The sequence below is a fragment of the Streptomyces sp. AHU1 genome, assembly GCF_045343905.1.
GTDB lineage: Bacteria > Actinomycetota > Actinomycetes > Streptomycetales > Streptomycetaceae > Streptomyces > Streptomyces triticiradicis.
Map to the genome: position 1 here is coordinate 3,959,746 of NZ_CP174283.1, position 22,023 is coordinate 3,981,768.

Genomic DNA, 22,023 nt, shown 5'->3' on the forward strand with positions numbered 1-22,023 from the left:
ATCCGTGCCGCCCCGGGACCGGGGCGGGGGCGAAAGCGGGGGCGAAGGCAGGGGCAGGGGCAGGGGCGGGGGCGGGGGCGGGGGCGAAGGCAGGACGGGGACGGGGACGGGGCGACAGCGGGCCGGAGCCGTCGCGGGCGCGGAACCTCCCGTTCGGGTGAGGGAGTTGTCCACAATCACGGGGTGATCCACGGGCGCCCGCGGGCTTCGCCGCGAGACCTCATCGTGGGAGCGCAAGCCGGTCCCTCGTCGCAGGTGGTGGTCACCATGGCACAGCTCTCGCAACTCGTCCGTCCGCCGGGCGCGGACACGCCTCCCACGTGCGAGGTGCCGCAGTTCGCGCCCGTCCGGGTGCGGGGCGGGCGTTGCGGGCCCCGGCTCCTCGCCCGGCACAGGAGGCGGGCGGTCGCCGCCGGCCTGGCCATGACGGCGGCCGCGCTCGTGGCGGCCGGCCCGGGCGACGCCGATCGGGCGCGCGGGCGTCCGGCGCCCCCTCCCTCCGCGGCTTCCGCGTCCGTCCCCACCACGGCTTCCGCACCCGCGCGCGGGCCGGGCACGGCCGAGACGGTGAGAGCGCCGGTGCGGATCGCGGACGGTGCCACGGTGGGCCTGTTGCGTCCGGGGGACCGGGTCGACGTGGTCGCGGCGGACAGCGGCGGCGAGGTGCGGGTGGTCGCGGCCGGGGCGCGGGTCACCGGGGTCCCGGACACCGGCACCACCGACACCGGAGCGCTGGTCGTCCTCTCCGTTCCGCGCGCGACGGCCGCGCGGCTGGCGGGCGCCGGCACCACGTCACGGCTGGCGGTGACACTGCGATGAGCGGCGAAACCGTGCCAAGTCCATCCTTGGAGCCACCCGGTCGGAGCGACTCGGCGCGCCCTGCCGTAGGTTGCGGAGCTGTTTGTTCCACAACCTGCGCGGAGGGGCCTCCTGATGAGCGAAAACAAGCAGCCCAGCGTCTGGGAGGGCTTCAAGGCCTTCCTCATGCGTGGCAACGTCATCGACCTGGCTGTCGCGGTGGTCATCGGCGCGGCCTTCACCAACATCGTCAACTCCGTGGTGAAGGGCATCATCAACCCGCTGGTCGGCGCCGTCGGCACGAAGAACCTCGACAGCTACAGCTCCTGCCTGGAGAGCCCCTGCACGGGCAGCGGAGCGAACGCCACGGGCATCCGCATCATGTGGGGCTCGGTGCTGGGCGCCACGCTCCAGTTCCTGATCACCGCCACCGTCGTCTACTTCCTGATGGTGCTGCCGATGGCCAAGTTCCTGGCCCGGCAGGCGGCCCGTCAGAAGGCGCGGGAGGGCACCAAGGAGGTCATCGAGGTGACCGAGCTGGAGGTGCTGAAGGAGATCCGCAACGAGCTGGTCGCCCAGCGCGGCCAGGGACGCCGCGACTACTGACGACGAAGCCGCGGGCGTGCGCCCGCGAACCCGGCGGGCGCGGACGCCGGAAGACCGGGGGCCGCGAGTCCCGGAGTCAGGAAACCCGGGGCCGGGAAATCCGGGGTCAGGAAATCCGTGGCCGGGCTCAGATGTGGTGGGGCGGCTTCTCGTCGAGGAAGCGCTTCAGGTCGGCGGCACTGTCACCGGTGCCGTCGGCCCGCTCGCCCCACCCACGGTCCGTATCGTCCGAGGACTGCTGGTCCAGCGGATCGTCGAAGACCAGCGACGGCTTCGGATCGCGCGGTTCGGGGGCGGGGGCGGGACTCATGTCCCCAGGGTACGCCGCGGGGGTGCCTGCCCACCCCGGCCGATCCGGCTGCCTCGAGGCCACGGCCGGCGCGCGGCCACCGGGAGCGGGCGGACGGCACGGATCCGGGTCCAGCACTTGTGAATGCATTCACAAGAATTTCCGGGACTTTTCTGCTGTGCTTGGCCCTATGACCTCCCGTTCCGCTCCGGAGTCCGCCGCGGCACCACGGCCCTCGGGCCACTGGCCGCTGCGCAGAATGATCGCCCGCGGCCGCGACGAGGCGCACCGGGTCGCCTCGCCGCTGGAGCTCCTGTTCGACCTCTGCTTCGTGGTGGCCATCGCCCAGGCGGGCGCCGAACTGGTGCACGCCGTGGCGGAAGGGCACGCGGGCCAGGGCATCCTCGACTACGCGATGGTCTTCTTCGCCATCTGGTGGGCGTGGATGAACTTCAGCTGGTTCGCGTCGGCCTACGACAACGACGACGTGCTCTACCGGGTGGTCACACTGGTGCAGGTCGCCGGTGTCCTGGTGCTGGCGGCCGGGGTGTCCGAGGCGTTCGAGAGCCATGACTTCCTGGTCGTCTGGCTGGGCTACGCGATCATGCGGTTCGCGATGATCGCCCAGTGGCTGCGGGTGGCCCGCTCCACCGGGGGGACCGAGAGAACCATGGCGCTGCGGTACGCGGGCGGCGTACTGCTGTGCCAGATCGCCTGGCTCGGCCTGCTGTTCGCGCCGGAGGCGGCCCGTCCCTGGGTCTTCCTGGCGGCGGCCGTCGCGGAGCTGTGCGTCCCGCTGTTCGCGGAGAAGGTCTTCACCACGTCCTGGCATCCGCACCACATCTCCGAGCGCTACGGACTGTTCACGATCATCGTGCTGGGCGAGACGATCGCCGCCGCCACCGTCGCGGTGAAGTCGGCCGTCGACGAGCACGACGCGCTGAGCGAGCTGCTGCCCATCGCCGCGGGCGGCCTGCTGATCGTGTTCTCCGCCTGGTGGATCTACTTCGCGGTGCCGATCCACGGCCATCTGCGGTCCAGCGGACAGGCCTTCCTCTGGGGGTACGGCCACTATCTGATCTTCGCGTCGGCCGCCGCGATCGGCGCGGGCCTGGAGGTCGCGGTGGAGCAGACGGTCGGCACGGCGCACATCTCGGCGCTCTCGGCGTCCGCCGCGGTGACACTGCCGACCGCTCTGTACCTCCTGGCCGTCTGGGCGCTGCACTCCCGCCACTTCAAGGTCGGCATCGCCCAGCAGCTCGTGCTGCCGACCACCGCGCTGCTCGTCATCCTGTGCACCTTCCTGGGTGATCTGGCGGTGCTCGCCGCGGGGATCGCCTCCGCGCTGGCCGTGACGGCCGGGGTGATGATGACGACCAGGGAACACTGGGCGCATGACGGTTGACGCTCTGACAGATGTCGTGGGTCTGCGGGTGGGGCACGCGACGCGCAGCGGGGACGGCTGGCTCACGGGGACGACGGTGGTGCTCGCTCCCGAGGGGGGCGTGACCGCCGCCGTGGACGTGCGCGGCGGCGGACCCGGCACCAAGGAGACGGACGCGCTCGATCCGCGCAACCTCGTGCAGAAGGTCGAGGCGGTCGTGCTGACCGGGGGCAGCGCGTACGGGCTGGACTCGGCGTCGGGCGTGATGGCGTGGCTGGAGGAGCGGGGACGCGGGGTGCGCGTGGGGCCGGAACCCACGCACGTCGTGCCCGTCGTGCCCGCCGCCTGCGTCTTCGACCTCGGGCGCGGCGGCGACTTCCGGTCGCGGCCGGACGCTTCCACCGGGACCGCCGCGATCGAGGCGGCCGACGCGAGCGCGCTGCGCGCGCCGGTCCGCGAGGGCGGCGTGGGCGCCGGCACCGGGGCGGTGGTCGGGCAGCTCAAGGGCGGGGTCGGGACGGCGAGCGCCGTGCTGGAGTCCGGTGTCACGGTGGCCGCGCTGGTGGTGGCCAACGCGGCGGGCTCCGTGGTGGAGCCGGAAACGGGGGCGCTGTACGGGGAGTTGGCGCGAGGACGTACGGCGTGTCCGTCCGCTCCGGTGCGCGAGGCGGCCCGGCTGCGGCTCGCGGAGGCCGCCGCGAGGAACACGCCGCCTCCGTTGAACACCACGCTCGCCGTCGTCGCCACCGACGCCGCCCTGACACGGGCGCAGGCGCAGAAGCTCGCGGGTACGGCGCACGACGGGATCGCGCGTGCCGTGCGGCCGGTGCACCTGCTGAACGACGGGGACACCGTGTTCGCGCTGGCCACGGGCGTCCGGCAGCTCTCCGCCGAGAACCCCCTGGCGCTCAACGAGATCCTCGCCGCGGGCGCGGACCTGGTGACGCGCGCGATCGTGCGCGCCGTACGCGCCGCGGAGCCGGTGGACGGGCCGGGCGGGGCGTGGCCGTCGTACGAGGAGCTCTACGGGGAGGCCGGGCCGGGCGGTCTCCCCGGTTCTCCGTCCTGACGGCGGTCCGGCCCGGGCGGCAGGGCCGAGGCGTCGCCGTCCCGGACCGGGCCCGGGCGGCGGAGTGCGTCACGGCTCGTCCGCCGGAGACGTCGTAGCGGCCGGGAACCGGTGCGACAAGGGCGCCTTGCCGGACAACGGGCGCAACCGGCTGGAACCTTTCACGGGGCTCACGCGTCCCTGGAAGTGCCGTCTGACGAGGGCCTTTTGACGTTCTCGCGAGCCGCGGGGGAACTCACCACGCGGCCCGCCCGTTTTCCGTCCGTACGTTTTCTCGGTTCGCGGACATGATGTCCGACCGAGGGGCTACGGTATGCACCCACAAGGTGACATGCAGCAACGCCGGGAGAAACCTTGAGCGTTCCGTACGAGACAGCAGCGTACGAACCACCCGAGTCGCCCGAGTCTCCGGAGGAGCATCTCGCACGACTTCTGGGCCGCGCCCTGAACTCGTTCGAGCTGCCCGACGAAGCGATACAGCGGCTCGACTGCGCGCTGGCGCACGACAGCTCGCTGCACTCCGCGCACCACAGCGCGGGGCTGCACCGGGAGACGTACCGGCACACCTGGCTGCTCGCCGACGGTTCCGCCGTCACGCTGTGGGAGCTGGTGCACAACACGGCGACCGGTCGCGACACCCAGCACGAGGTCTACGTCGACGAGGAGGAGCTGCGCACCGCCACGGCCCGGCTCCCCCTCCCTCCGGACGCGCCGGACTTCGAACTTCCCGTGTTCGTACAGCTGTCGGCGGTCCCCGAGCCGCGCCACACCTATGTGCCCGACGACTCCGCCGATCACGCGCGCCGGCTCCTGCGGCGCGCGGAGAACCCGGACCGGCCCGGTGTCGAACTCACGACGCTGCTGCTCCGGGAGGCGTTCGCGCACCAGATCACGCAGGCTTTCGGGCGCCCCTGCAGGGCGGGGCAGGCGGGGCTGTGCTTCTCGCTCTACGAGCACGCCTTCCTGCTGCGCGACGGGCGGGAGATCTCCCTGTGGGAGGTCGAGCACACGGCGACGCCGGACCGGCGGCACATGTGCGAGGTGTACGCGACGGAGGACGCGGCCCGGGACGCGATGGAGCGACGGGCGGCACGGCTGGGCTGAAGCCGAAGGGGCCCCGGCACCTGAGGTGCCGGGGCCCCTTCCCGCTCGGACCTCCGCCTCGTACGAGAGGACGGCCCCCGGAGGTCAGCCGACGAACTCCGGCTTCCGGCCCTGGTCCTGGTCCTGGTCCACGTCCTGGACGTCCGTCTCGTCCTGCGCGCCCTCCACGTGCTGTGCCGGCTGCTTCGGCAGGGCGAACATCAGCAGGAAGATGACGGCCAGCACGGCGGCGACCCAGCCCAGCGCGTGCTGGAAGGCGTGCACGAAGGCCGGGCCCACCTGGGCGCGGGTCAGACGGTCACCGATCTCGCCGAAGAAGAGGACCGAGACCAGGCCGAGGCCGAGCGCGTTGCCCATCTGCTGCACGGTGTTGATCAGGCCCGAGGCCGAGCCCGAGTGCTCGCGCGGGACCTCCGAGAGCACGGCGTCCGTCAGCGGGGCGACGATGAAGCCCATGCCGGCGCCCATGACCACCAGCGGAAGGGCCATCTGCCAGGAGGCGATGCCCGTGCCGTACCGGTCGGACTCCCAGATGTAGAGCAGGACTCCGAGCGCCATGAGCAGGGCGCCCGCCTGGAGCACCTTGCGCCCGAAGCGCGGGACCAGCAACTGCACGGACATGCCCGCCGCCGCCGAGACCGCGATCGAGAACGGCACCCCGGTCAGCCCCGCCCGCAGCGGGCGCCAGCCCAGTCCGATCTGCATGTACAGCGTCCAGACCAGGAAGAAGATGCCGAGCGCGACACCGAAGACGGTCTGCACGGCGATGCCCGCGGCGAAGCTCTTCACCTTGAACAGCGACAGCTCGACCAGCGGTGAACCGTCCCGTGCCGTCTTCCGCTTCTCGTACGCCACCAGCGCCGCGAAGACCACGAGGGAGCCGGCCATCGACGCGTATCCCCACAGCGGCCAGCCCAGCTCACGGCCGCGGGTCAGCGGGTAGAGCAGCATCAGCAGGCCGAGCGTGACGAGGGCGACGCCGACGAGGTCGAGCTTGAGGGCCTTCGGCGCCTTGGACTCGCTGATGAAGCGGCTGCCCAGGATCAGCGCGACGACGCCGACCGGCAGGTTGATGAGGAAGATCGGCCGCCACTCCAGGCCGAAGATGTTCCACTCGACGAGCAGAGCTCCGAGCAGCGGGCCCGAGACCGCGCCCAGACCGACGATCGCGCCGAAGAGGCCGAAGACCTTGCCGCGCTCGTGCGCGGGGAAGGTGGCGTGCACGATCGACAGGACCTGCGGCACCATCATCGCGGCCATGGCGCCCTGCAGGATGCGCGAGGCGACGAGCATCTCCGGGTTCACCGCGAAACCGCACAGCGCGGACGCGACCGTGAAGCCGGCCACGCCGAGGAGGAAGAGCCGCTTGCGGCCGTGGATGTCGCCGAGCCGCCCGCCGGTGACGAGCCCCGCCGCGAAGGCCAGCGCGTAGCCCGCGGTGATCCACTGGATCTGGCTGAGGCTGGCGCCCGCGTCCTGCCGGATCGACGGGATCGCGATGTTGACGATCGTGACGTCGACCAGGTCCATGAAGGCCGCGGTCATCACGATGGCGAGGGCGAACCAGCGCCGTCGGTCGGCCACGGCACCTGGTGCCGGGCTGCTGAGAGCTGTCTCAGGGGTCTCGGTGGAGGTCATGGGACAAACCTAGGACCCGATTAGGTCAGATCATGTCCTAGTTGTGCCGCACCCTGGAAACCATGACGACCGATACCCCGGCCCGGCTGCTCCAGCTCCTCTCCCTCCTCCAGACGCCCCGCGAGTGGCCCGGCGGCGAGCTGTCCGAGCGTCTCGGGGTCTCCCGTCGCACGGTCCGCCGTGACATCGACCGGCTCCGCGAGCTGGGTTATCCGGTGCAGGCGACCAAGGGCGCGGACGGCGGCTACCGGCTGGTGGCGGGCACGGCGATGCCCCCGCTCGTCCTCGACGACGAGGAGGCCGTCGCCATCGCGGTGGGTCTGCGGGCCGGTGCCGGGCACGCGGTCGCGGGTGTGGACGAGGCCTCCGTACGGGCCCTCGCCAAGCTGGAACAGGTGCTGCCGTCCCGGCTGCGCCGCCGCGTGTCCACGCTCCAGGCCGCGACCACACCCCTGACCAGCGGAGACGGGGCGAGTATCGCGCCGGAGACGCTGACCGTGATGGCGTCGAGCGTCGCGGGGCACGAGCGGCTGCGGTTCGCCTACCGCTCCGGGGACGGAACTCCCTCGCGGCGGCTGACCGAGCCGTACCGGCTGGTCTCCACCGGCCGCCGCTGGTATCTCGTCGCGTACGACCTCGACCGCGAGGACTGGCGGACGTTCCGCGTCGACCGGGTGACCGAACCCTTCGCGACGGGGGCCCGGTTCACGCCCCGCGAACTGCCGACCGGCAACGCCGCCGAGTTCCTGCGGCAGTCGATGTACCGGCGTCAGGAGACCTACACCTTCGACGTCACCTTCGACGCCCCGGCCGAGTTCGTCGCGGCGCGCGTGCCCGCCTGGGTCGGCGCGCCCGAGCCGATCGACGAGCACAGCTGTCGGCTGCGGGCCTCCTCCAGTGACTCGCCGGACTGGCTGGCGGTGCGGATCGCGATGGTCGACTGCGACTTCACGGTCCGGGAGCCGCGAGAACTGGCGGATTACATGAGGAAGCTGGGCGCGCGGCTGAGCCGGGCGGGGGGCGGCCCGGGGGCCGACGGCGTCTGACGGCGGGCGGAGGGCCGCGGGGCCGGTGACACCCGGTGGACCGTCGGCGACGGCAGGTTATGACGCTGTGGCAGAATCTGCCGTCGGGTCACCCCGGGGTTCAGGTTCGGGGTGGCCCGTCATCGTCCTGCCCGGAGACCCACCGCGCCCGCCCCGCCGCCTCTCTCTTCGACCCCCTCGGTTCCCTCCCCGGACTCCTCGATCCCCGCACCCCGGATCGATTCCCGTCCCCCGGAACGGAGATGGAGCCGAGCTCCGACGCCGGGGGGGGGAGGCGTCGAAGCTCGGCTCTGGAAGAGTCCCGGCGCGGGGGGGGTGTGCGTCGGGACTCGGTTCTCGGGGGCGGTACGCCCGGCGGTTCCGCTCGCTTCTTCCGCTCGGACGGGGCCCGAAGCGTGGGCCCTGAAGTCTTGTTCCCAGGGCCCGGCGGATTGAAGCGGCCTTACACGGCCATGTCTGGTCGACTTGTGGCCAACGTGGCGGGGGTTCCCGTGCGCGGACCGGGCCGGGCGGGTCCGGCACCCTCCCGGTGAAGGAACCCGTACGGCCCACTCGGGCCACTCATCCGGCCCTCGCCCCGCGTCCGCCGGCCCGTCTCACGCCCCGCCGTCGTCGTGCCGTCGTCATACCGTCGCGTCGAGTGCCGCCGCACCGAACGCCGTCATGCCGGACGCCGTCATGCCGCCGCGTCGAACCCGGTGTCGCGCGCCAGCTTCTTCAGTTCGAGCAGCGCGTGCTTCTCGATCTGGCGGATGCGCTCGCGCGTGAGCCCGTGCTCCTTGCCGACCTCCGTGAGCGTCCGCTCCCGGCCGTCCTCGATGCCGTACCGCATCTTGATGATGGAGGCGGTGCGCTGGTCGAGGTGGCCGATCAGATCGTCCAGCTCCTCGCTGCGCAGCAGCGTGAGGACCGACTGCTCGGGCGACACCGCCGAGGTGTCCTCGAGCAGGTCGCCGAACTGGGTCTCGCCCTCGTCGTCGACCGACATGTTCAGCGAGACCGGGTCGCGGGCCCAGTCCAGCACGTCGCCCACACGCTCCGGCGTCGTGCCGAGCTCGGCGGCTATCTCCGCGTGCTCGGGCTCGCGCCCGTTCTCGCGGTTGAACTCGCGCTGCACGCGACGGATCCGGCCCAGTTCCTCGACCAGGTGGACGGGGAGGCGGATCGTGCGCGACTGGTCGGCGATGGAACGGGTGATGGCCTGCCGGATCCACCAGGTGGCGTATGTCGAGAACTTGAAGCCCTTGCGGTAGTCGAACTTCTCGACCGCGCGCACCAGACCGGCGTTCCCCTCCTGGATCAGGTCGAGCAGGGGCAGGCCGCTGCGCGGGTACCGGCGCGCCACGGCCACGACCAGCCGCAGGTTCGAGCGGATGAAGACGTCCTTCGCGCGCTCGCTGTCGGCGACCAGGGCCTCCAACTCCTCGCGGGACGCGTCCGCCTTGCTCTCCGCCTCCCCGTCGAGGATCTGCCGCGCGAACACACCCGCCTCGATGACCTGGGACAACTCGACTTCCTTGGCGGCGTCGAGCAGCGGTGTTCGCGCGATCTCGTCGAGGTACATGCCGACCAGGTCGCGGTCGGCGATCTCGCCGCCTCCGGCGCGAACACTGCGTGCCGCGTCGGCGGTCCCGCCGGTGGCGGACTGACGACGGGCGACGGCACGGGTTGCCATGCGTGCTCCCTTGCGTGGTGGGCTTGCGGGTGGTCCTGGACTTCGGGTTCCCCTCCCGGGTGCCCGGCATCCGATGGAAACAACGACTGGAATCAGGACAGAATTCCCAACCCGCACCTTGATTTTTCTGATCATGCAGTACCCTGTCGCACCACAGGGGAGGCCCGATGCGGTCAGGACGTACAGATGTGCAGGTCAGACCGGGAGGGGCGGCCGACCTCGACGCGCTCACGGACCTGTACAACCACTACGTGCGCGAGACGCCCATCACGTTCGACACCGTCGTCTTCACGCCGGGACAACGTCGTCCCTGGCTGCTCTCCCACCCTGAAGACGGACCGCACCGCCTGATGGTTGCCACGGACACGGATTCACAGGAGATTCTGGGATACGCCACGTCCAGCGCTTTTCGCGCGAAGCCCGCCTACGCGACCTCCGTGGAGGTGACGGTCTACGTGGCGCCCGGCGCCGGGGGCCGCGGTGTGGGCACCCTGCTCTACGAAGCGCTCTTCGCGGCACTCGCCGCCGAGGATCTGCACCGGGCCTACGCGGGGATCGCCCTGCCCAACGAAGCGTCCGTGCGCCTGCACGAACGCTTCGGGTTCCGGCACGTGGGCACCTACCGGGAGGTCGGCCGCAAGTTCGGCCGCTACTGGGACGTCGCCTGGTACGAGAAGGAACTCACCCGTTAGGCCCCGTCCGGCGGTTCCCGTCCGCCCCGCGGGCGACAGTGGGAACGGCCGGACAGGGCCCGGGCGTCACGGCGTTCAGCCGAACTGCACCGACCGCTTCGCCATGCCCAGCCAGAATCCGTCGATCACGGACCGCTGCCCGTCGAGCTCTCCGGAGGCGTCCGCCGCGCCCATGGCGACGAAGAGCGGGGCGAAGTGCTCGGTGCGCGGGTGGGCGAGGCGGCCCGCCGGGGACTTGCGCTCGAAGTCGAGCAGCGCGTCCACGTCACCGGCCTCCAGCGCGCGGTGACCCCAGTCGTCGAACTCGCTCGACCAGGCGGGCACTCCCCCGCCCGTGTGCCGCAGGGCCGCGAGATTGTGGGTGAAGAAGCCGGAACCGACGATCAGCACGCCCTCGTCGCGCAGCGGTGCCAGCTTCCGCCCGATCTCGAACAGCCGGACCGGGTCGAGCGTCGGCATGGAGACCTGGAGCACCGGGATGTCGGCCTCGGGGAACATCTCCTTGAGCGGGACGTACGCGCCGTGGTCGAGTCCGCGGTCCGGGACGTCCTGCACCGGCGTACCGGGCGCGCGCAGCAGCTTGCGCACGGACTCGGCGAGCCGCGGGGCCCCGGGGGCGGCGTACGTCACCTGGTAGTAGTGCTCGGGGAAGCCCCAGAAGTCGTACACGAGGGGGACCGTCTCGACGGCTCCGAGGGCGAGCGGGGCCTCCTCCCAGTGGGCGGAGACCATGAGGATCGCCTTGGGGCGGGGCAGGTCGGCGGACCAGGCGGCGAGCTGTCCGGGCCAGACCGGGTCGTCGGCGAGCGGCGGGGCACCATGGCTGAGGTAGAGGGCGGGCATGCGCTCCGGCGCGGGGCGCTCCTCGGTGGCGGCGGACATGGCGGCTCCCTCCGGAGAGTTCCATCGTACGGCGACAGTGTTTGACTCTTGAAGCAGTTACTTAAAGTCTCAAGTTTTTCCGTCGAGGTCGAGACTACGGCGAGTTTGTTTAAGATTCAAGGAGAGGCTCGTACAGTGGAGTACATGAACACGGCACCCGCTCCCGCTGAAGAGCCGCGCTGGCTCACCGACGAGGAACAGCGCATCTGGCGCGCGTACATGCACGCCACGACCCTCCTGGAGGACCACCTCGACCGTCAGCTCCAGCGCGACGCGGGCATGCCGCACATCTACTACGGCCTGCTCGTGCAGCTCGGCGAGACACCGGACCGCCGGCTGCGGATGACGGAGCTGGCCATGAACGCGAAGATCACCCGCTCGCGGCTCTCGCACGCCGTCGCGCGGCTGGAGAAGAACGGCTGGGTGCGCCGTGAGAACTGTCCCTCCGACAAGCGGGGCCAGTTCGCGGTCCTGACCGACGAGGGCTACGAGGTGCTGCGGCGCACCGCTCCGGGCCATGTCGCCGCCGTGCGCCAGGCCCTGTTCGACCGGCTCGGCCCGGACCAGCGGAAGGCCTTCGGAGAGGCCATGCGGCTCATCGCCGAGGGGCTCCAGCCGAAGGACGCGGGCGCGGACCTGCCCTGGCTGCGCTAGGGGGCGCGGACCTGCCCTGGCTGCGCTAGGCCCTGTCGTCGAATTCCCGCCCGCCCGGCGACGGCGCGAACCGTCGGGCAGGTCCTGGGACAGCCCCCGGACAGGGGACCGCCCCGGTTCCGTGTGGCGTGGAACCGGGGCGGTCCCGGGGAGTCGTACGGACGGGGCGTCCCCGTCCCCGTCCGTACGCGACGTCCGTACGCGACGCGTCGCCGTACGGGCCTCGGAAGTACCGGAGTACGGGCGGCCGCGGGATCAGTGCGCGACGACCGGCACCTTCAGCTCGTCCTCCGCGCCCTCGCCCGTGCCCGAGCCGACGACCGCGGAGGCGTCGGGACGGCCGGTGTTGATCAGGGTGAAGGCGATCGCCGCGGCGGCCACGAGGATGCCCACGGCGAACCAGATCGCGTTGCTGTAGCCGTGCACCATGCCCTCCGCCTGGACCAGCTGCTGCTGCGCCTTGGTGCCGGCGCCCGCGATGTGGTCCTTGATGTAGGCGGTGGTCGCGGAGGCGGCGATCGTGTTCAGCAGGGCCGTGCCGATCGCGCCGCCGACCTGCTGCGAGGTGTTGACCATCGCCGAGGCGACACCGGCGTCACGCGGCTCGATGCCGTGCGTGGCCAGCGACATGGCGGGCATGAACGCCGTACCCATGCCGAGGCCGAGCAGCAGCATCGCCGGCAGCACCAGGGAGGCGTACGACGAGCCGATCTCCAGCTGCGCGAGGAGCAGCATGCCGACCGCGGCGACCAGGAAGCCGGGGCCCATCAGCAGGCGCGGCGCGACCCGGGTCATCAGCCGGGCACCGATCTGCGTGGAACCCGTGATCATGCCCGCGATCATCGGCAGGAAGGCGAAGCCGGTCGAGATCGGCGAGTAGCCCTTCACGATCTGCAGGTAGTACGTGAGGAAGAGGAACGTGCCGAACATGGCGATGATCGCCAGACCGAGGGAGAGGTAGACGCCGCCGCGGTTGCGCTCGAGGACGACGCGCAGGGGCAGCAGCGGGGCCTTGACCTTGGACTCGGTGAAGACGAACGCGGCCAGCAGCAGGGCCGAGGCCACGAACAGGCCGACCGTCAGGGAGTCGCTCCAGCCGTCCGACTCGGCGCGGGTGAACCCGTAGACGAGGGAGACCAGACCGAGGGTGGACAGGACGACGCCCGGGATGTCGAGCGGCGAGCGGTTGCGGCCGCCCTTCGGCTCACGGATGACGAAGTACGCGCCGGCCGCGGCGACGATCGCGAACGGGATGTTGACGAAGAAGGTCCAGCGCCAGTTCATGTACTCGGTGAGGACACCGCCGAGGATGAAGCCGACGGCGCCGCCGCCGCCGGCGATCGCGCCGTAGATGCCGAAGGCCTTGGCGCGCTCCTTGGCGTCGGTGAACATCACGGCGAGCAGCGAGAGGGCCGCGGGCGCCAGCAGCGCGCCGAACACGCCCTGGAGGGCACGGGCGCCGAACATCATGGCGCCGCTCTGTGCCGCGCCGCCGATCGCGGAGGCCGCGGCGAAGCCGACCAGGCCCACGACGAACGCCCGCTTGCGGCCCCACAGGTCGGCGATGCGCCCGCCGAACAGGAGCAGGCCGCCGAAGGCGAGGGCGTAGGCCGTGACGACCCACTGCCGGTTGCCGTCCGAGATGCCGAGGTCCTGCTGGGCCGAGGGCAGCGCGATGTTCACGATCGTGGCGTCGAGCACCACCATCAGCTGGGCCAGCGCGATGAAGACGAGCGCCTTCCAGCGGTTGTTGTGCGCGTCGGACACCGGGTCCGGAACTGCTTTGGACGTGCCTGTTTCAGACATGGGGGTACCCACTCCGGGACTTCGTGAGGAAAAAATGAAAGGAAAGGGGACGGCCCGTCGACGGTGACGGCCGGGAGGCGGCTCGGCACGACCCGTCCCTGACGACGAGTGCGCCTCACGCGCGATGAGTTCGAGCTGTGCGTGGTGTAAGGGCTTTAAATGCCGACGAGTTATGGGTGGTGCGGGGCGAGTCGCGCGCCGTGACGCGCGAACCGTGGTCCGTGGGTCGCGAGTTGTCGGATACGAGCAGGAGTCACGAGTTCCGACCGGTGTCCCGCGCCGCGCTCATCGGCCGGAGGCCGACCGGTCACGGCGCCCGACGGGCCGGTCACATGCGTCGCAGTCCCTCCAGGTCGGCCGCCACTCCCGGCAGTTCGGAACGGGCCGGAGCCCGCATGCCGTCCAGGAGCAGCTGCAGATGACGGTGCACGAAGCGGTCGATGCCCTGGCACGCGGTGCCCGGCAGCGGCCTGGTGAGCTGACTGACGGCGATCATCAGATCGCCCAGCTCGACGTCGGGACGCAGCTGTCCGGCCTCACGGGCACGGGCCATCAGCCGCTGTATCAGTTCGGTGATCCGGTCGCGCGCGGCGACCAGGTCGGGGTGGTTCTGGTCGAAGCTCTCGGAGAGCATCGGGCACAGGGCGCCGATCCGCTCGTCGGCGGCGAAGTGCACGAAGCCGCTGAGCGCCTCGAACGCGTCGCCGTCCGTGGCGAGCGCCTCCTCGGCCCACTCCGAGGTGCGGTCCATGACCGAGCACACGACCTCGCGGGCGAGGGCGTCGCGGTCGGGGAAGTTGCGGTACACCGTGGCGTTGCCGACACCTGCCCGGCGGGCGATCTCGTCGAACGGCACCTCGGCGCCGAACTCGACGAACATCTCGCGGGCGGCGGCGACGATCCGCTCCCGGTTGCGCAGGGCGTCGGCACGGGGCCGGGTCACTCGACGCTGCACGGGGGCTGCGGTCTTCACGGCGTACTCCTCGAAGCATCTCGGAGACTGGACGCGATCCGGGGATTCACTCCCCGTTTCGCTCGGACGTATGGCTAAACGGGGAAACGATCCCCGGTTATTTCCCTGATCCGGAAAAGGAATATGTGACCTGCGTCACATTCTGCCGTCCGAGACGGCCGCTCGCCCGCTCCCCGCCCTCCGTCAGGCCCACCACCTGCCCTTTCGGCTTTTCCGCGGCTCCGCCGCACCTCCGGACGGCGGCCGTTTCGCCCCCTCCGGCGCATGAACCCGATCGGGCCCGTCCAGCGCGCGCCCCGCGTGTCGGCGACACAGGGTGATCGAGAGGGCGCAGTCGGACACCGGTGGCTGCCGTGGAGCGAAGGACCTTCCGCATGCAGCCGTTCAGCCGCCGCATACGCCCGCGCCGCATAGCCGCGCTGGCCACGGTGACCGTGCTGACGCTGGCGGTCAGCACCTCCGCCGGCACCGGGCACCTGACGGCAGGCTCCACAACGGCGGGCCCCACGGCGCTGGCCCGCTCCACGGCGCTCGGCCCCTGCATGATCAGCGGCCCCTCGGACGTCCAGATGGGGGAGGGGATCCCGACCGCGACCGGTTACGCCCGCTCCACCGGGACCCTCCGGGCCCTGACCCTGATGGTCGACTTCTCCGACGCGCCCGCCAGGGGCAGCGCCCTCGACCGGTACGACGAGTTCTTCCCGAAGACGCAGGAATGGTTCCGCACCGCCTCCTACGGCCGCCTCGACTACCGCCCCGAGGCCCCGGTCCGGCACTGGCTGCGGATGCCCAAGCCGTTCAAGGCGTACGGGATAGAACGCGGCGCCCCCTTCGACCCCGGGTACCGCGAACTGGTCCAGGACATCGTGGCCACGGCCGATCCCGAGGTCGACTTCCGGTCGTACGACATCCTGAACGTGCTGGTCACACCGAACGCCGGGCCCTCCGCGCTGGACACCGTGCTGTCCGTGACCTTCGCCGGCAACACCGAGGCGCCGGTGGCCGACGGCGTCCCGGTCGCCAACGCGTCCTTCGTCTACAGCCGCCAGGACGACGGCTCGGGCTCCTACGCCGACACCGGCTACCGCGTCCTGCCGCACGAGAACGGCCACACCTTCGGTCTGCCCGACCTCTACACCCAGGACGGCGGCGGCGCGGTCGGGCACTGGGACATCATGAGCGAGGACTGGGGGGCCGACAACGACCTGCTCGGCTGGCACAAGTGGAAGCTCGGCTGGCTCGACGCCTCCCAGGTCAGCTGTGCGACGGCGCGCGGCACCAGCGAGTACACGCTGACCCCGCTGGCCCTGCGGGGCGGCGCCAAGCTCGTCGTCATACCCGTCGGCCCACGGAGCGGGTACGTCCTCGAACTGCGCACCCGCGCGGGCAACGACTCCGCCGTCTGCCGTCCCGGCGTCCTCGTCTACAAGGTCGACACGGGCGTGGACACCGGGAACGGGCCCGTCACGGTGTACGACTCCCACCGCGACAGCGGCGGGTGCACCCGCTCCCCCAACGTCCAGGCGGAACTCTCCGACGCGCCCTTCTCCCCCGGGGAGACCTTCAAGGCCGCCAAGGAGAGGATCACCGTCCAGGTCGCGTCGGTGAACGCCGCGGGGAAGTACCGGGTGTACGTGACCCGTCGCTGACCGCCGGGCGACCTGGCGACCGGCCGACCCGCTCCGGCGTCCGGGCGAGCACTACCGTGACTCCTCCGGGAGCCCCATCGGAGAGCCCATGCCATCACGTCCCACGTCATCGAGCCCCACCTCGTCGCACGTCACGCCCTCGCGCCCCGCGTCGGCGGGGACGGGGGGCGGGTCCACGGCGCCCGGGTCCGAGGTGCCCGAGGAGGCGGTCACGCCACTCGTCCGCGGGCTCGCCGTGCTGCGGAGGCTGACCGAGGCGGACGGGGCGGCCAGCCTGAGCGGGCTCGAACGGGCCACCGGGCTCGCGCGGTCCACCGTCGACCGGATCACCGCGACCCTCGCGCGCATGGGCTACGTACGCCTCGACGGCCGGGACGCCGTACTGGCCCCCCGTCTGATGGAGCTCGGCAACGCCTATCTCGCGGCCCTCCGGCTCCCCCGCCTGCTGGACCCGCACGCCGACGCCCTCGCCGACGCCCTCGACGAGTCGGTGTCCATCGCCGTCTGCGACCGGGACGGCATCCGTTTCGTCCATCAGGCGACCCGGCGCCGCGCAATGTCCCTGCACTTCCGCATCGGCGACCTTCTCCCCGCCGAACGCACCGCGCCGGGACCGCTGTTCGCGTCCGAGTGGAACGAGGAGGAGTGGAGGCGCTGGCGGGAGCGCCGCGCGGCCGATCCGGAGGACCGCGGCTTCCCTGCCGTACCGGCACGGAGCAGGCCGTACGAGGGAGGACCGGATCCGGCCGCACTGCCGGCCTCCCAACGACCCACCGTCGGGGACCACTTCGAGCAGCGTGCGGCCGAAGCGGGCCGAGCGGGCTGGGCGTTGGACGACCAGCTGATCGAACCGGGGCTCGTCGCCGTCTCGATGCCCGTACGGGAGGCGGGGCGGATCGCCTGCGTGGTGAACGTGGTGAGCCACACGAGCCGGCACAGTGCCGCCGGACTGCGGGAGGCACTGCTGCCACGGCTGCGGGCCGCCGTGGCCGAGATGGAACGGGCGCTGGACCGGGAACCAGTGCCTGAACTGGAAGAACCGGCGCCGGAGCGGAAGGCGGGGCCCGCGCCGGGCGGCACACGGGCCGGGACGGGCAGTGCGCGGGCCGGGACTGGCGGCGTGGAGGGCACCGAGGGCGCCGGGGACGCGGAAACCGCGGGGAAGGCCGCCGCTCCTTCCGGGCTCGCCGACTGGACCGGCGCCTCCGAACAGGAACTGGGCCGGGACTTCGTCGAGTCGCTGGCACGGGGCCTGACCGTGATCACCGCCTTCGGCGAGGGCCGCGCCGAACTGACCCTCACCGCTGTCGCCCGGGCGACCGGACTCGCCCGCGCGACCGCCCGTCGAGCCCTGATCACGCTGGAACACCTCGGATACGTCACCACGCACGACCGCGTCTTCCGGCTCACCCCCCGCGTCCTGGGGCTCGGCTTCCCGCCCCTGTCGCGGATCTCGCTCCCCGAGATCGCGGCCCCCCACATGACCGGGCTCTCCCAGCGGCTGCGCGACTCGGTGTCGCTCGCGGTGCTGACCGGCACCGAGATCCAGTACACCGGACGCGTCTCCACCCGCAGCGTCATGAGCGTCGACGTCGCCGTCGGCACCCGGCTGCCCGCGTACGCCACCTCCTTGGGCCGGGTGATCCTGGCCGATCTTCCGGAGGACCGTGCGACGGAGCTGGTGGCCGACAGCGCGCCCGGGGACGTCCCCCGGCGGCCCGCCCCGGACCCGGAACGGTTCAGGGCCGAGCTGGAACGGGTGCGGAAGGATGGATACGCCCTGGTCGAGGGCGAGTTGGAGCAGGGGCTGCGGTCCATCGCCGTACCGGTGCGCGACCGCGCCGGACGGGCCGTGGCCGCGGTGAACGTCGCCATGCACAGCAGCCGCCGCACCGCCGAGGCATGCGTCGGCGACGTACTGCCCGAACTGCGCGCGACGGCCGCCGGCATCGAGGCGGACCTGCACGTCGCGGGCCGCTTCCGCCGGGTGCGGACGAGCTGAGCCGGACACCGCGGGCACAGGACGCCCGCTCCCGGCCCCACCCTTTTCTTGCGCCTTAAACAAGCCCTGTACGCAGGGCAGTTGCCTTATGGCGTGAAGATGATCCACAAACCCGGGCCCCGTTGACAGATCCAAAAGCGGGTTCCTAGCGTCGCTCGCGGCAGGACGAACAGCAGCCGAACCACAAGGAGCGTCCGGGTGGTCACGTCATGGTGAGGCAGGAGAGGTCCGATCGGACCAGGCGCAACCTGATCCGGGCCGCCTCGACCGTGTTCGACCAGGCCGGCTACGAACGGGCCACCCTGGCCGCGATCAGTGATCGCGCGCAGGTCACCAAGGGCGCCCTGTTCTTCCACTTCGCGGCCAAGTCCGATCTCGCCCGCGCCGTCCAGGCGGAGGCCTGCGTCAGGTCCGACGCCGCACTCGTGAAGCTGACGCGGCGCGAGACCCCGGCCTTCGAGACGGCCACCGCCATGGCCCACACCCTCGTGGGCCTCCTCGAGACCGACATGACCGTCCGGGCGGGCGCGCGCCTGGCCCGGGAGATCAGGACGCCCGACGACCCGTCCCTCCACTGTCACCTCAACTGGCTCGACGCCCTGTACCGGATCCTGGACCGGGCCCGGAACGACGGCTCGCTGCTCCCCGGCGTCGACGTCCGCGCGGCCGCCGTGCTGATGCTGTCCATGATCACCGGCACCACGGTCCTGCCCCGCCTCCCCGCCGGCCCCGGCGCCTCCGGCCCCTCCGGCCCCTCCGGCCTCCAGCCGGCCCTTCCCCCGCGACACGCCTCCGGCCTCCGCTTCCCCCGGGAGAACGGCGACCTGTGGCTGACCCGCATGCTCCACCTGACCCGCCCGGCCCTCTCGGACCTCCCGGCCGGCTGAGCCGTACTTCGCGATCCCGGAGAGGATGCCGAACAGCAGTGACGGACAAGCGAGTTGTCATCGTGACCGGTGGGGGTTCGGGCATCGGGGAGGCGACGGCCCGGCTGCTGAGCGAGGGCGGCCACCACGTCGTCGCGTCCGGCCGGCGCGGCGAACCCCTGCGACGCCTCGAAGCCGAGACCGGGGTACTGGCCCACCCGTCCGACGTGGGGGACCCCGGGGCGGCCGACAGTCTCGTCCAGGCGGCCCTGGCCGCCCATGGGCGGCTCGACGGAGTGGTGCTCAACGCGGGCATCGGGCGCGGCGGAGCCGTGGGCGACCTGTCGCCGGATGACTGGGACGAGGTGATGCGCACCAACCTCACCGGCCCGCTGATGCTCCTGCGCGCGGCGCTCCCGAGCCTGCTGGAGACGGGCGGGGCCGTGGTCGCCGTCGCCTCGGTGTCCGCGCTGCGCAACGGCACGAGCAACGCCCCGTACGCCACCTCCAAGGCGGCCCTGCTCCAGCTCTGCCGCTCCGTCGCCGTCGACTACGGGCGCCGGGGTGTGCGGGCCAACGTCGTGTGCCCCGGCTGGGTACGCACCGAGATGGCCGACCGGCGCATGACGCGTTTCGCGGAGGAGGCGGGCCTCGACGGCGGTGTCGACGCCGCCTACGAGGCGGCGACCGCGCTCCTGCCCATGGGGCGGCCGGGTGAACCGCGTGAGGTCGCCGAGGTGATCGCCTGGCTGCTGTCCCCGGCGGCTTCGTACGTCAACGGCTCGGTCCTCACCGTCGACGGCGGCGCGACGGCCCTCGACCCCGGGACCCTCGGGTTCGACTTCCGGATCACCCGACGCGACCGGTGAGGCGCGACGACATTCACCGGATGCCCCGGTCGGCGCGGTCCAGGAGCCGGTCGGCGCGGTACGGGAGCCGGTGATCAAACACCGACGCCGATCTCACCCGACCCGCTACACTGTCGGCGGTGGCCCAGACCTCACCGGCCTGCCCACCACAGCCTGTCGGCAGCAGGCCCGAAGCCCAACACCGTTCACACCGGGTTTCGGACGCGTTTTCCGACAGATCCCCGCCTTCGTAGCTCAGGGGATAGAGCACCGCTCTCCTAAAGCGGGTGTCGCAGGTTCGAATCCTGCCGGGGGCACCAGGGCAAAGGCCCCGGACCGATCATGGTCCGGGGCCTTTGACATCCAGTTCTGACATCGGCGCGGGCGACCGGGACGACGGGGGCGGCTCCCGCGTCCGCGATCAGGCAGCGCGTTCCCCTCGCGGCGCACCAGGAAAGCCGCCACGGGAACTCAGCGCGGCGTCAGGCGATCGATTTGAGTTACAGCCTTCTTCACCGGTTCAAGCCCGGCTGCGCTCCGGTCCGCCGGGCGCGGTGATCGTGCGCACCGCCGGGGTCGCCCCGGCCGCCGGTACCGACGTCAGCTGCGGCGCCGTCACGACTCCTCCATGACCGGCAGCCCCTGGACAGCGAAACCAGCGCGCCCTCGCGACACAAAGAAAGGGTGTCCAATATCACGGGGAAACTTCACCGCCGCCCGCCACCCTTCTGACAAGCGGCAGAGCGGCGAGATCAGGGCTTACGGCTGGAGTATCAAGTGTTCTGCTGCATGCGGCATTTGACGTCGCATCACATAGGCGTGTGATCATGTGACGTGAGTTGAGGTCCAAAAGTATTTCAATCATGAACAGCGGGGTTTCGTATGAGCATGCTCAAGAAAAGTCTGACGATGGCGGCCGTGACAGGTGCATTGCTGGGCGGCACGTTCGTCACACCGGCCGCGGCGGCTGATCCCAACACCTGTCCGAAGGGATATGCGTGTGGCTGGACGGGAGCGAACAGGACCGGTGAGAGGCACGTCAACTCTCTGACGCCCGGCTGCTACCCCCTCCAGAGGGTCAACCGCTCCGTCTCGAACCAGACGTCCTACCGCGTGGTGCTCTGGCACGTCACCGGTGGCTGCGGCAGCGGCACCAAGCTGGCCACCCTGAACCCGGGCACCTACGCGGACAACCCCGGCGCCGTCACCGGCATCGAGGTTTACAAGATCTAGTGCCGCGGCCTTCATCTCGAAGGCCGAGCCCGAGATGCATCGGCGGTGTTCCGCCCGTCACGGGCGGAACACCGCGCCCGAGCCGTCCTGGCCTGCAAAATGCGGCTCTTGGCACTCCGGCCGCAATAACGATGCGCCGGTGAACGTGCGGAATCGGGAACGCGAAGAACTCCCCATGCGGACCGTGAGCCATTTCACCCGGATCGAGTCGCATCGAGTCACGGGGACACGGTGACGAACGGGCAAGAGGTCGCAGCGTCCCTTGTCGAGGTGCCCGGACGGCGGCATGCGCCGGCGCCCCCGCACGGCGGGGACCGGGCCGGGGGATCTCCTCCAGCCGCCGGCACCACCGGTCGGTCTCCTCTTCGCCGCCGTCCCGGCCGGGAAGAGGGCCCTCCGCGACAAAAGCCGAATCTCGGGTCTCGCCCCTGCATGCCCACCCGCCCGCCCCCGGTGAGCAAGGCGCGGATCCGCGAAGCGCACCACGGCGCCCCGCCCCGGGCACCGCACTGGCATGCGAGTGAACGGCCGTATCGTCGAATCGCCCGGATCGTTCCCAGGCCATGAAAAAGATCATCACTGTCGCCGCACTCGCTCTCGCGGGCGCGGCCCTCGCCGCCCCCGCCCACGCCGACAACGACAGCAACTTCGGCAGCGGAGTCAACGCCGCCGACAACTGGAACTTCAGCGCCGCCTCCGTCTGCTTCCAGGAACTGGCCGTCGTCCCCGTGGGCGGCGCGTGGGTGGGCGACGTCCTCAACCACTGCGTCAACGGCAACGTCCTGAACCACAGCCGATAGCGAGCCCGC

General features: G+C 71.5%; 20 protein-coding genes and 1 tRNA gene. 15 read left to right on the forward strand and 6 right to left on the reverse strand.

Translation table 11 applies throughout. From position 1 onward, the window contains the following. Window positions 1–267: 267 nt before the first annotated feature. Both ACICHK_RS17675 and mscL read left to right on the forward strand, forming a co-directional pair. Entirely contained in the window at window positions 268–819 is a 552-nt protein-coding gene (locus ACICHK_RS17675; RefSeq protein ID WP_151469272.1) for a hypothetical protein, read from the forward strand. A gap of 114 nt (window positions 820–933) precedes the next feature. Then, window positions 934–1,404: a large conductance mechanosensitive channel protein MscL gene (mscL, locus tag ACICHK_RS17680; protein WP_406837662.1), complete on the forward strand. Its 471-nt coding sequence runs from the start codon at window positions 934–936 to the stop codon at window positions 1,402–1,404. A gap of 127 nt (window positions 1,405–1,531) precedes the next feature. Here the strand turns inward: mscL and ACICHK_RS17685 are convergent, their stop codons facing one another. Continuing rightward, window positions 1,532–1,714, reverse strand: a complete 183-nt coding sequence (locus ACICHK_RS17685) for a hypothetical protein (protein WP_406837663.1) — start codon at window positions 1,712–1,714, stop codon at window positions 1,532–1,534. Between the two features lie 169 nt (window positions 1,715–1,883). On the opposite strand from ACICHK_RS17685, the gene ACICHK_RS17690 reads away from it, so the two are divergent. From ACICHK_RS17690 to ACICHK_RS17700, 3 genes are all read left to right on the forward strand, one after another. Then, window positions 1,884–3,098, forward strand: a complete 1,215-nt coding sequence (locus ACICHK_RS17690) for a low temperature requirement protein A (protein WP_406837664.1) — start codon at window positions 1,884–1,886, stop codon at window positions 3,096–3,098. Beyond that, window positions 3,088–4,146 (forward strand): P1 family peptidase, encoded by a 1,059-nt coding sequence (locus tag ACICHK_RS17695; RefSeq protein ID WP_406837665.1) that lies wholly within the window; start codon window positions 3,088–3,090, stop codon window positions 4,144–4,146. Before ACICHK_RS17690 ends, ACICHK_RS17695 begins: the two co-directional genes overlap by 11 nt. 354 nt (window positions 4,147–4,500) lie before the next feature. Next, window positions 4,501–5,250, forward strand: coding sequence for a DUF6227 family protein (locus tag ACICHK_RS17700; protein WP_406837666.1), 750 nt, complete (start codon window positions 4,501–4,503; stop codon window positions 5,248–5,250). A gap of 84 nt (window positions 5,251–5,334) precedes the next feature. On the opposite strand, the gene ACICHK_RS17705 is transcribed toward ACICHK_RS17700, so the two are convergent. Further along, window positions 5,335–6,888, reverse strand: a complete 1,554-nt coding sequence (locus ACICHK_RS17705) for an MFS transporter (RefSeq protein WP_406837667.1) — start codon at window positions 6,886–6,888, stop codon at window positions 5,335–5,337. Between the two features lie 62 nt (window positions 6,889–6,950). On the opposite strand from ACICHK_RS17705, the gene ACICHK_RS17710 reads away from it, so the two are divergent. Beyond that, the gene (locus tag ACICHK_RS17710) at window positions 6,951–7,934 is read left to right on the forward strand and encodes a helix-turn-helix transcriptional regulator (RefSeq protein ID WP_406837668.1); all 984 of its coding nucleotides are present in this window, start codon (window positions 6,951–6,953) and stop codon (window positions 7,932–7,934) included. Between the two features lie 676 nt (window positions 7,935–8,610). On the opposite strand, the gene ACICHK_RS17715 is transcribed toward ACICHK_RS17710, so the two are convergent. Next, a complete protein-coding gene (locus ACICHK_RS17715; RefSeq protein WP_406837669.1) occupies window positions 8,611–9,609 on the reverse strand; it encodes an RNA polymerase sigma factor RpoD/SigA in 999 nt (332 codons plus the stop codon). Between the two features lie 167 nt (window positions 9,610–9,776). Between ACICHK_RS17715 and ACICHK_RS17720 the strand changes: the two genes are divergently transcribed. Next, on the forward strand, window positions 9,777–10,301 hold the full coding sequence (locus tag ACICHK_RS17720; protein WP_406837670.1) for an N-acetyltransferase family protein: 525 nt from the start codon (window positions 9,777–9,779) through the stop codon (window positions 10,299–10,301). Between the two features lie 75 nt (window positions 10,302–10,376). Here the strand turns inward: ACICHK_RS17720 and ACICHK_RS17725 are convergent, their stop codons facing one another. Beyond that, window positions 10,377–11,183, reverse strand: a complete 807-nt coding sequence (locus ACICHK_RS17725; protein WP_406837671.1) for a dioxygenase — start codon at window positions 11,181–11,183, stop codon at window positions 10,377–10,379. A gap of 144 nt (window positions 11,184–11,327) precedes the next feature. Here ACICHK_RS17725 and ACICHK_RS17730 point away from each other — a divergent pair, with 144 nt between their 5' ends. Beyond that, window positions 11,328–11,837, forward strand: coding sequence for a MarR family winged helix-turn-helix transcriptional regulator (locus ACICHK_RS17730; RefSeq protein WP_406837672.1), 510 nt, complete (start codon window positions 11,328–11,330; stop codon window positions 11,835–11,837). A 255-nt stretch (window positions 11,838–12,092) separates the two neighbouring features. Here the strand turns inward: ACICHK_RS17730 and ACICHK_RS17735 are convergent, their stop codons facing one another. After that, complete coding sequence (locus ACICHK_RS17735) at window positions 12,093–13,643, reverse strand: MFS transporter (RefSeq protein ID WP_406837673.1); 1,551 nt, start codon at window positions 13,641–13,643, stop codon at window positions 12,093–12,095. A 328-nt stretch (window positions 13,644–13,971) separates the two neighbouring features. Beyond that, a complete protein-coding gene (locus tag ACICHK_RS17740; protein WP_406837674.1) occupies window positions 13,972–14,616 on the reverse strand; it encodes a TetR/AcrR family transcriptional regulator in 645 nt (214 codons plus the stop codon). A 374-nt stretch (window positions 14,617–14,990) separates the two neighbouring features. Between ACICHK_RS17740 and ACICHK_RS17745 the strand changes: the two genes are divergently transcribed. The 7 genes from ACICHK_RS17745 to ACICHK_RS17775 all read left to right on the forward strand — a co-directional run bounded on the left by ACICHK_RS17745 (window position 14,991) and on the right by ACICHK_RS17775 (window position 22,014). Further along, window positions 14,991–16,265 (forward strand): M6 family metalloprotease domain-containing protein, encoded by a 1,275-nt coding sequence (locus ACICHK_RS17745; RefSeq protein ID WP_406837675.1) that lies wholly within the window; start codon window positions 14,991–14,993, stop codon window positions 16,263–16,265. An 88-nt stretch (window positions 16,266–16,353) separates the two neighbouring features. Then, window positions 16,354–18,267, forward strand: coding sequence for an IclR family transcriptional regulator C-terminal domain-containing protein (locus ACICHK_RS17750; RefSeq protein WP_406837676.1), 1,914 nt, complete (start codon window positions 16,354–16,356; stop codon window positions 18,265–18,267). A 209-nt stretch (window positions 18,268–18,476) separates the two neighbouring features. After that, window positions 18,477–19,154: a ScbR family autoregulator-binding transcription factor gene (locus ACICHK_RS17755; RefSeq protein WP_406837677.1), complete on the forward strand. Its 678-nt coding sequence runs from the start codon at window positions 18,477–18,479 to the stop codon at window positions 19,152–19,154. A 38-nt stretch (window positions 19,155–19,192) separates the two neighbouring features. Beyond that, entirely contained in the window at window positions 19,193–20,002 is an 810-nt protein-coding gene (locus ACICHK_RS17760; RefSeq protein ID WP_406837678.1) for an SDR family NAD(P)-dependent oxidoreductase, read from the forward strand. 223 nt (window positions 20,003–20,225) lie between these two features. Next, a tRNA-Arg gene (locus ACICHK_RS17765) sits at window positions 20,226–20,301 on the forward strand. Between the two features lie 568 nt (window positions 20,302–20,869). Further along, a complete protein-coding gene (locus tag ACICHK_RS17770) occupies window positions 20,870–21,214 on the forward strand; it encodes a peptidase inhibitor family I36 protein (protein WP_192582373.1) in 345 nt (114 codons plus the stop codon). A gap of 563 nt (window positions 21,215–21,777) precedes the next feature. Continuing rightward, window positions 21,778–22,014 carry a hypothetical protein gene (locus ACICHK_RS17775; protein ID WP_406837679.1) on the forward strand — a complete coding sequence of 79 codons (237 nt, stop codon included), beginning with the start codon at window positions 21,778–21,780 and terminating at the stop codon, window positions 22,012–22,014. The last annotated feature ends 9 nt before the right edge of the window (window positions 22,015–22,023 follow it).

Excerpts from the sequence above, each read along its gene's own strand:
- ACICHK_RS17770 (WP_192582373.1), top strand. The coding sequence starts at position 20,870 with ATGCTCAAGAAAAGTCTGACGATGGCGGCCGTGACAGGTGCATTGCTG.
- ACICHK_RS17730 (WP_406837672.1), top strand. The coding sequence starts at position 11,328 with ATGAACACGGCACCCGCTCCCGCTGAAGAGCCGCGCTGGCTCACCGAC.
- ACICHK_RS17725 (WP_406837671.1), bottom strand. The coding sequence starts at position 11,183 with ATGTCCGCCGCCACCGAGGAGCGCCCCGCGCCGGAGCGCATGCCCGCC.
- ACICHK_RS17775 (WP_406837679.1), top strand. The coding sequence starts at position 21,778 with ATGAAAAAGATCATCACTGTCGCCGCACTCGCTCTCGCGGGCGCGGCC.
- ACICHK_RS17695 (WP_406837665.1), top strand. The coding sequence starts at position 3,088 with ATGACGGTTGACGCTCTGACAGATGTCGTGGGTCTGCGGGTGGGGCAC.
- ACICHK_RS17750 (WP_406837676.1), top strand. The coding sequence starts at position 16,354 with ATGCCATCACGTCCCACGTCATCGAGCCCCACCTCGTCGCACGTCACG.
- ACICHK_RS17710 (WP_406837668.1), top strand. The coding sequence starts at position 6,951 with ATGACGACCGATACCCCGGCCCGGCTGCTCCAGCTCCTCTCCCTCCTC.
- ACICHK_RS17685 (WP_406837663.1), bottom strand. The coding sequence starts at position 1,714 with ATGAGTCCCGCCCCCGCCCCCGAACCGCGCGATCCGAAGCCGTCGCTG.
- ACICHK_RS17755 (WP_406837677.1), top strand. The coding sequence starts at position 18,477 with ATGGTGAGGCAGGAGAGGTCCGATCGGACCAGGCGCAACCTGATCCGG.
- ACICHK_RS17720 (WP_406837670.1), top strand. The coding sequence starts at position 9,777 with ATGCGGTCAGGACGTACAGATGTGCAGGTCAGACCGGGAGGGGCGGCC.
- ACICHK_RS17735 (WP_406837673.1), bottom strand. The coding sequence starts at position 13,643 with ATGTCTGAAACAGGCACGTCCAAAGCAGTTCCGGACCCGGTGTCCGAC.
- ACICHK_RS17705 (WP_406837667.1), bottom strand. The coding sequence starts at position 6,888 with ATGACCTCCACCGAGACCCCTGAGACAGCTCTCAGCAGCCCGGCACCA.
- ACICHK_RS17690 (WP_406837664.1), top strand. The coding sequence starts at position 1,884 with ATGACCTCCCGTTCCGCTCCGGAGTCCGCCGCGGCACCACGGCCCTCG.
- ACICHK_RS17745 (WP_406837675.1), top strand. The coding sequence starts at position 14,991 with ATGCAGCCGTTCAGCCGCCGCATACGCCCGCGCCGCATAGCCGCGCTG.
- mscL (WP_406837662.1), top strand. The coding sequence starts at position 934 with ATGAGCGAAAACAAGCAGCCCAGCGTCTGGGAGGGCTTCAAGGCCTTC.
- ACICHK_RS17715 (WP_406837669.1), bottom strand. The coding sequence starts at position 9,609 with ATGGCAACCCGTGCCGTCGCCCGTCGTCAGTCCGCCACCGGCGGGACC.
- ACICHK_RS17675 (WP_151469272.1), top strand. The coding sequence starts at position 268 with ATGGCACAGCTCTCGCAACTCGTCCGTCCGCCGGGCGCGGACACGCCT.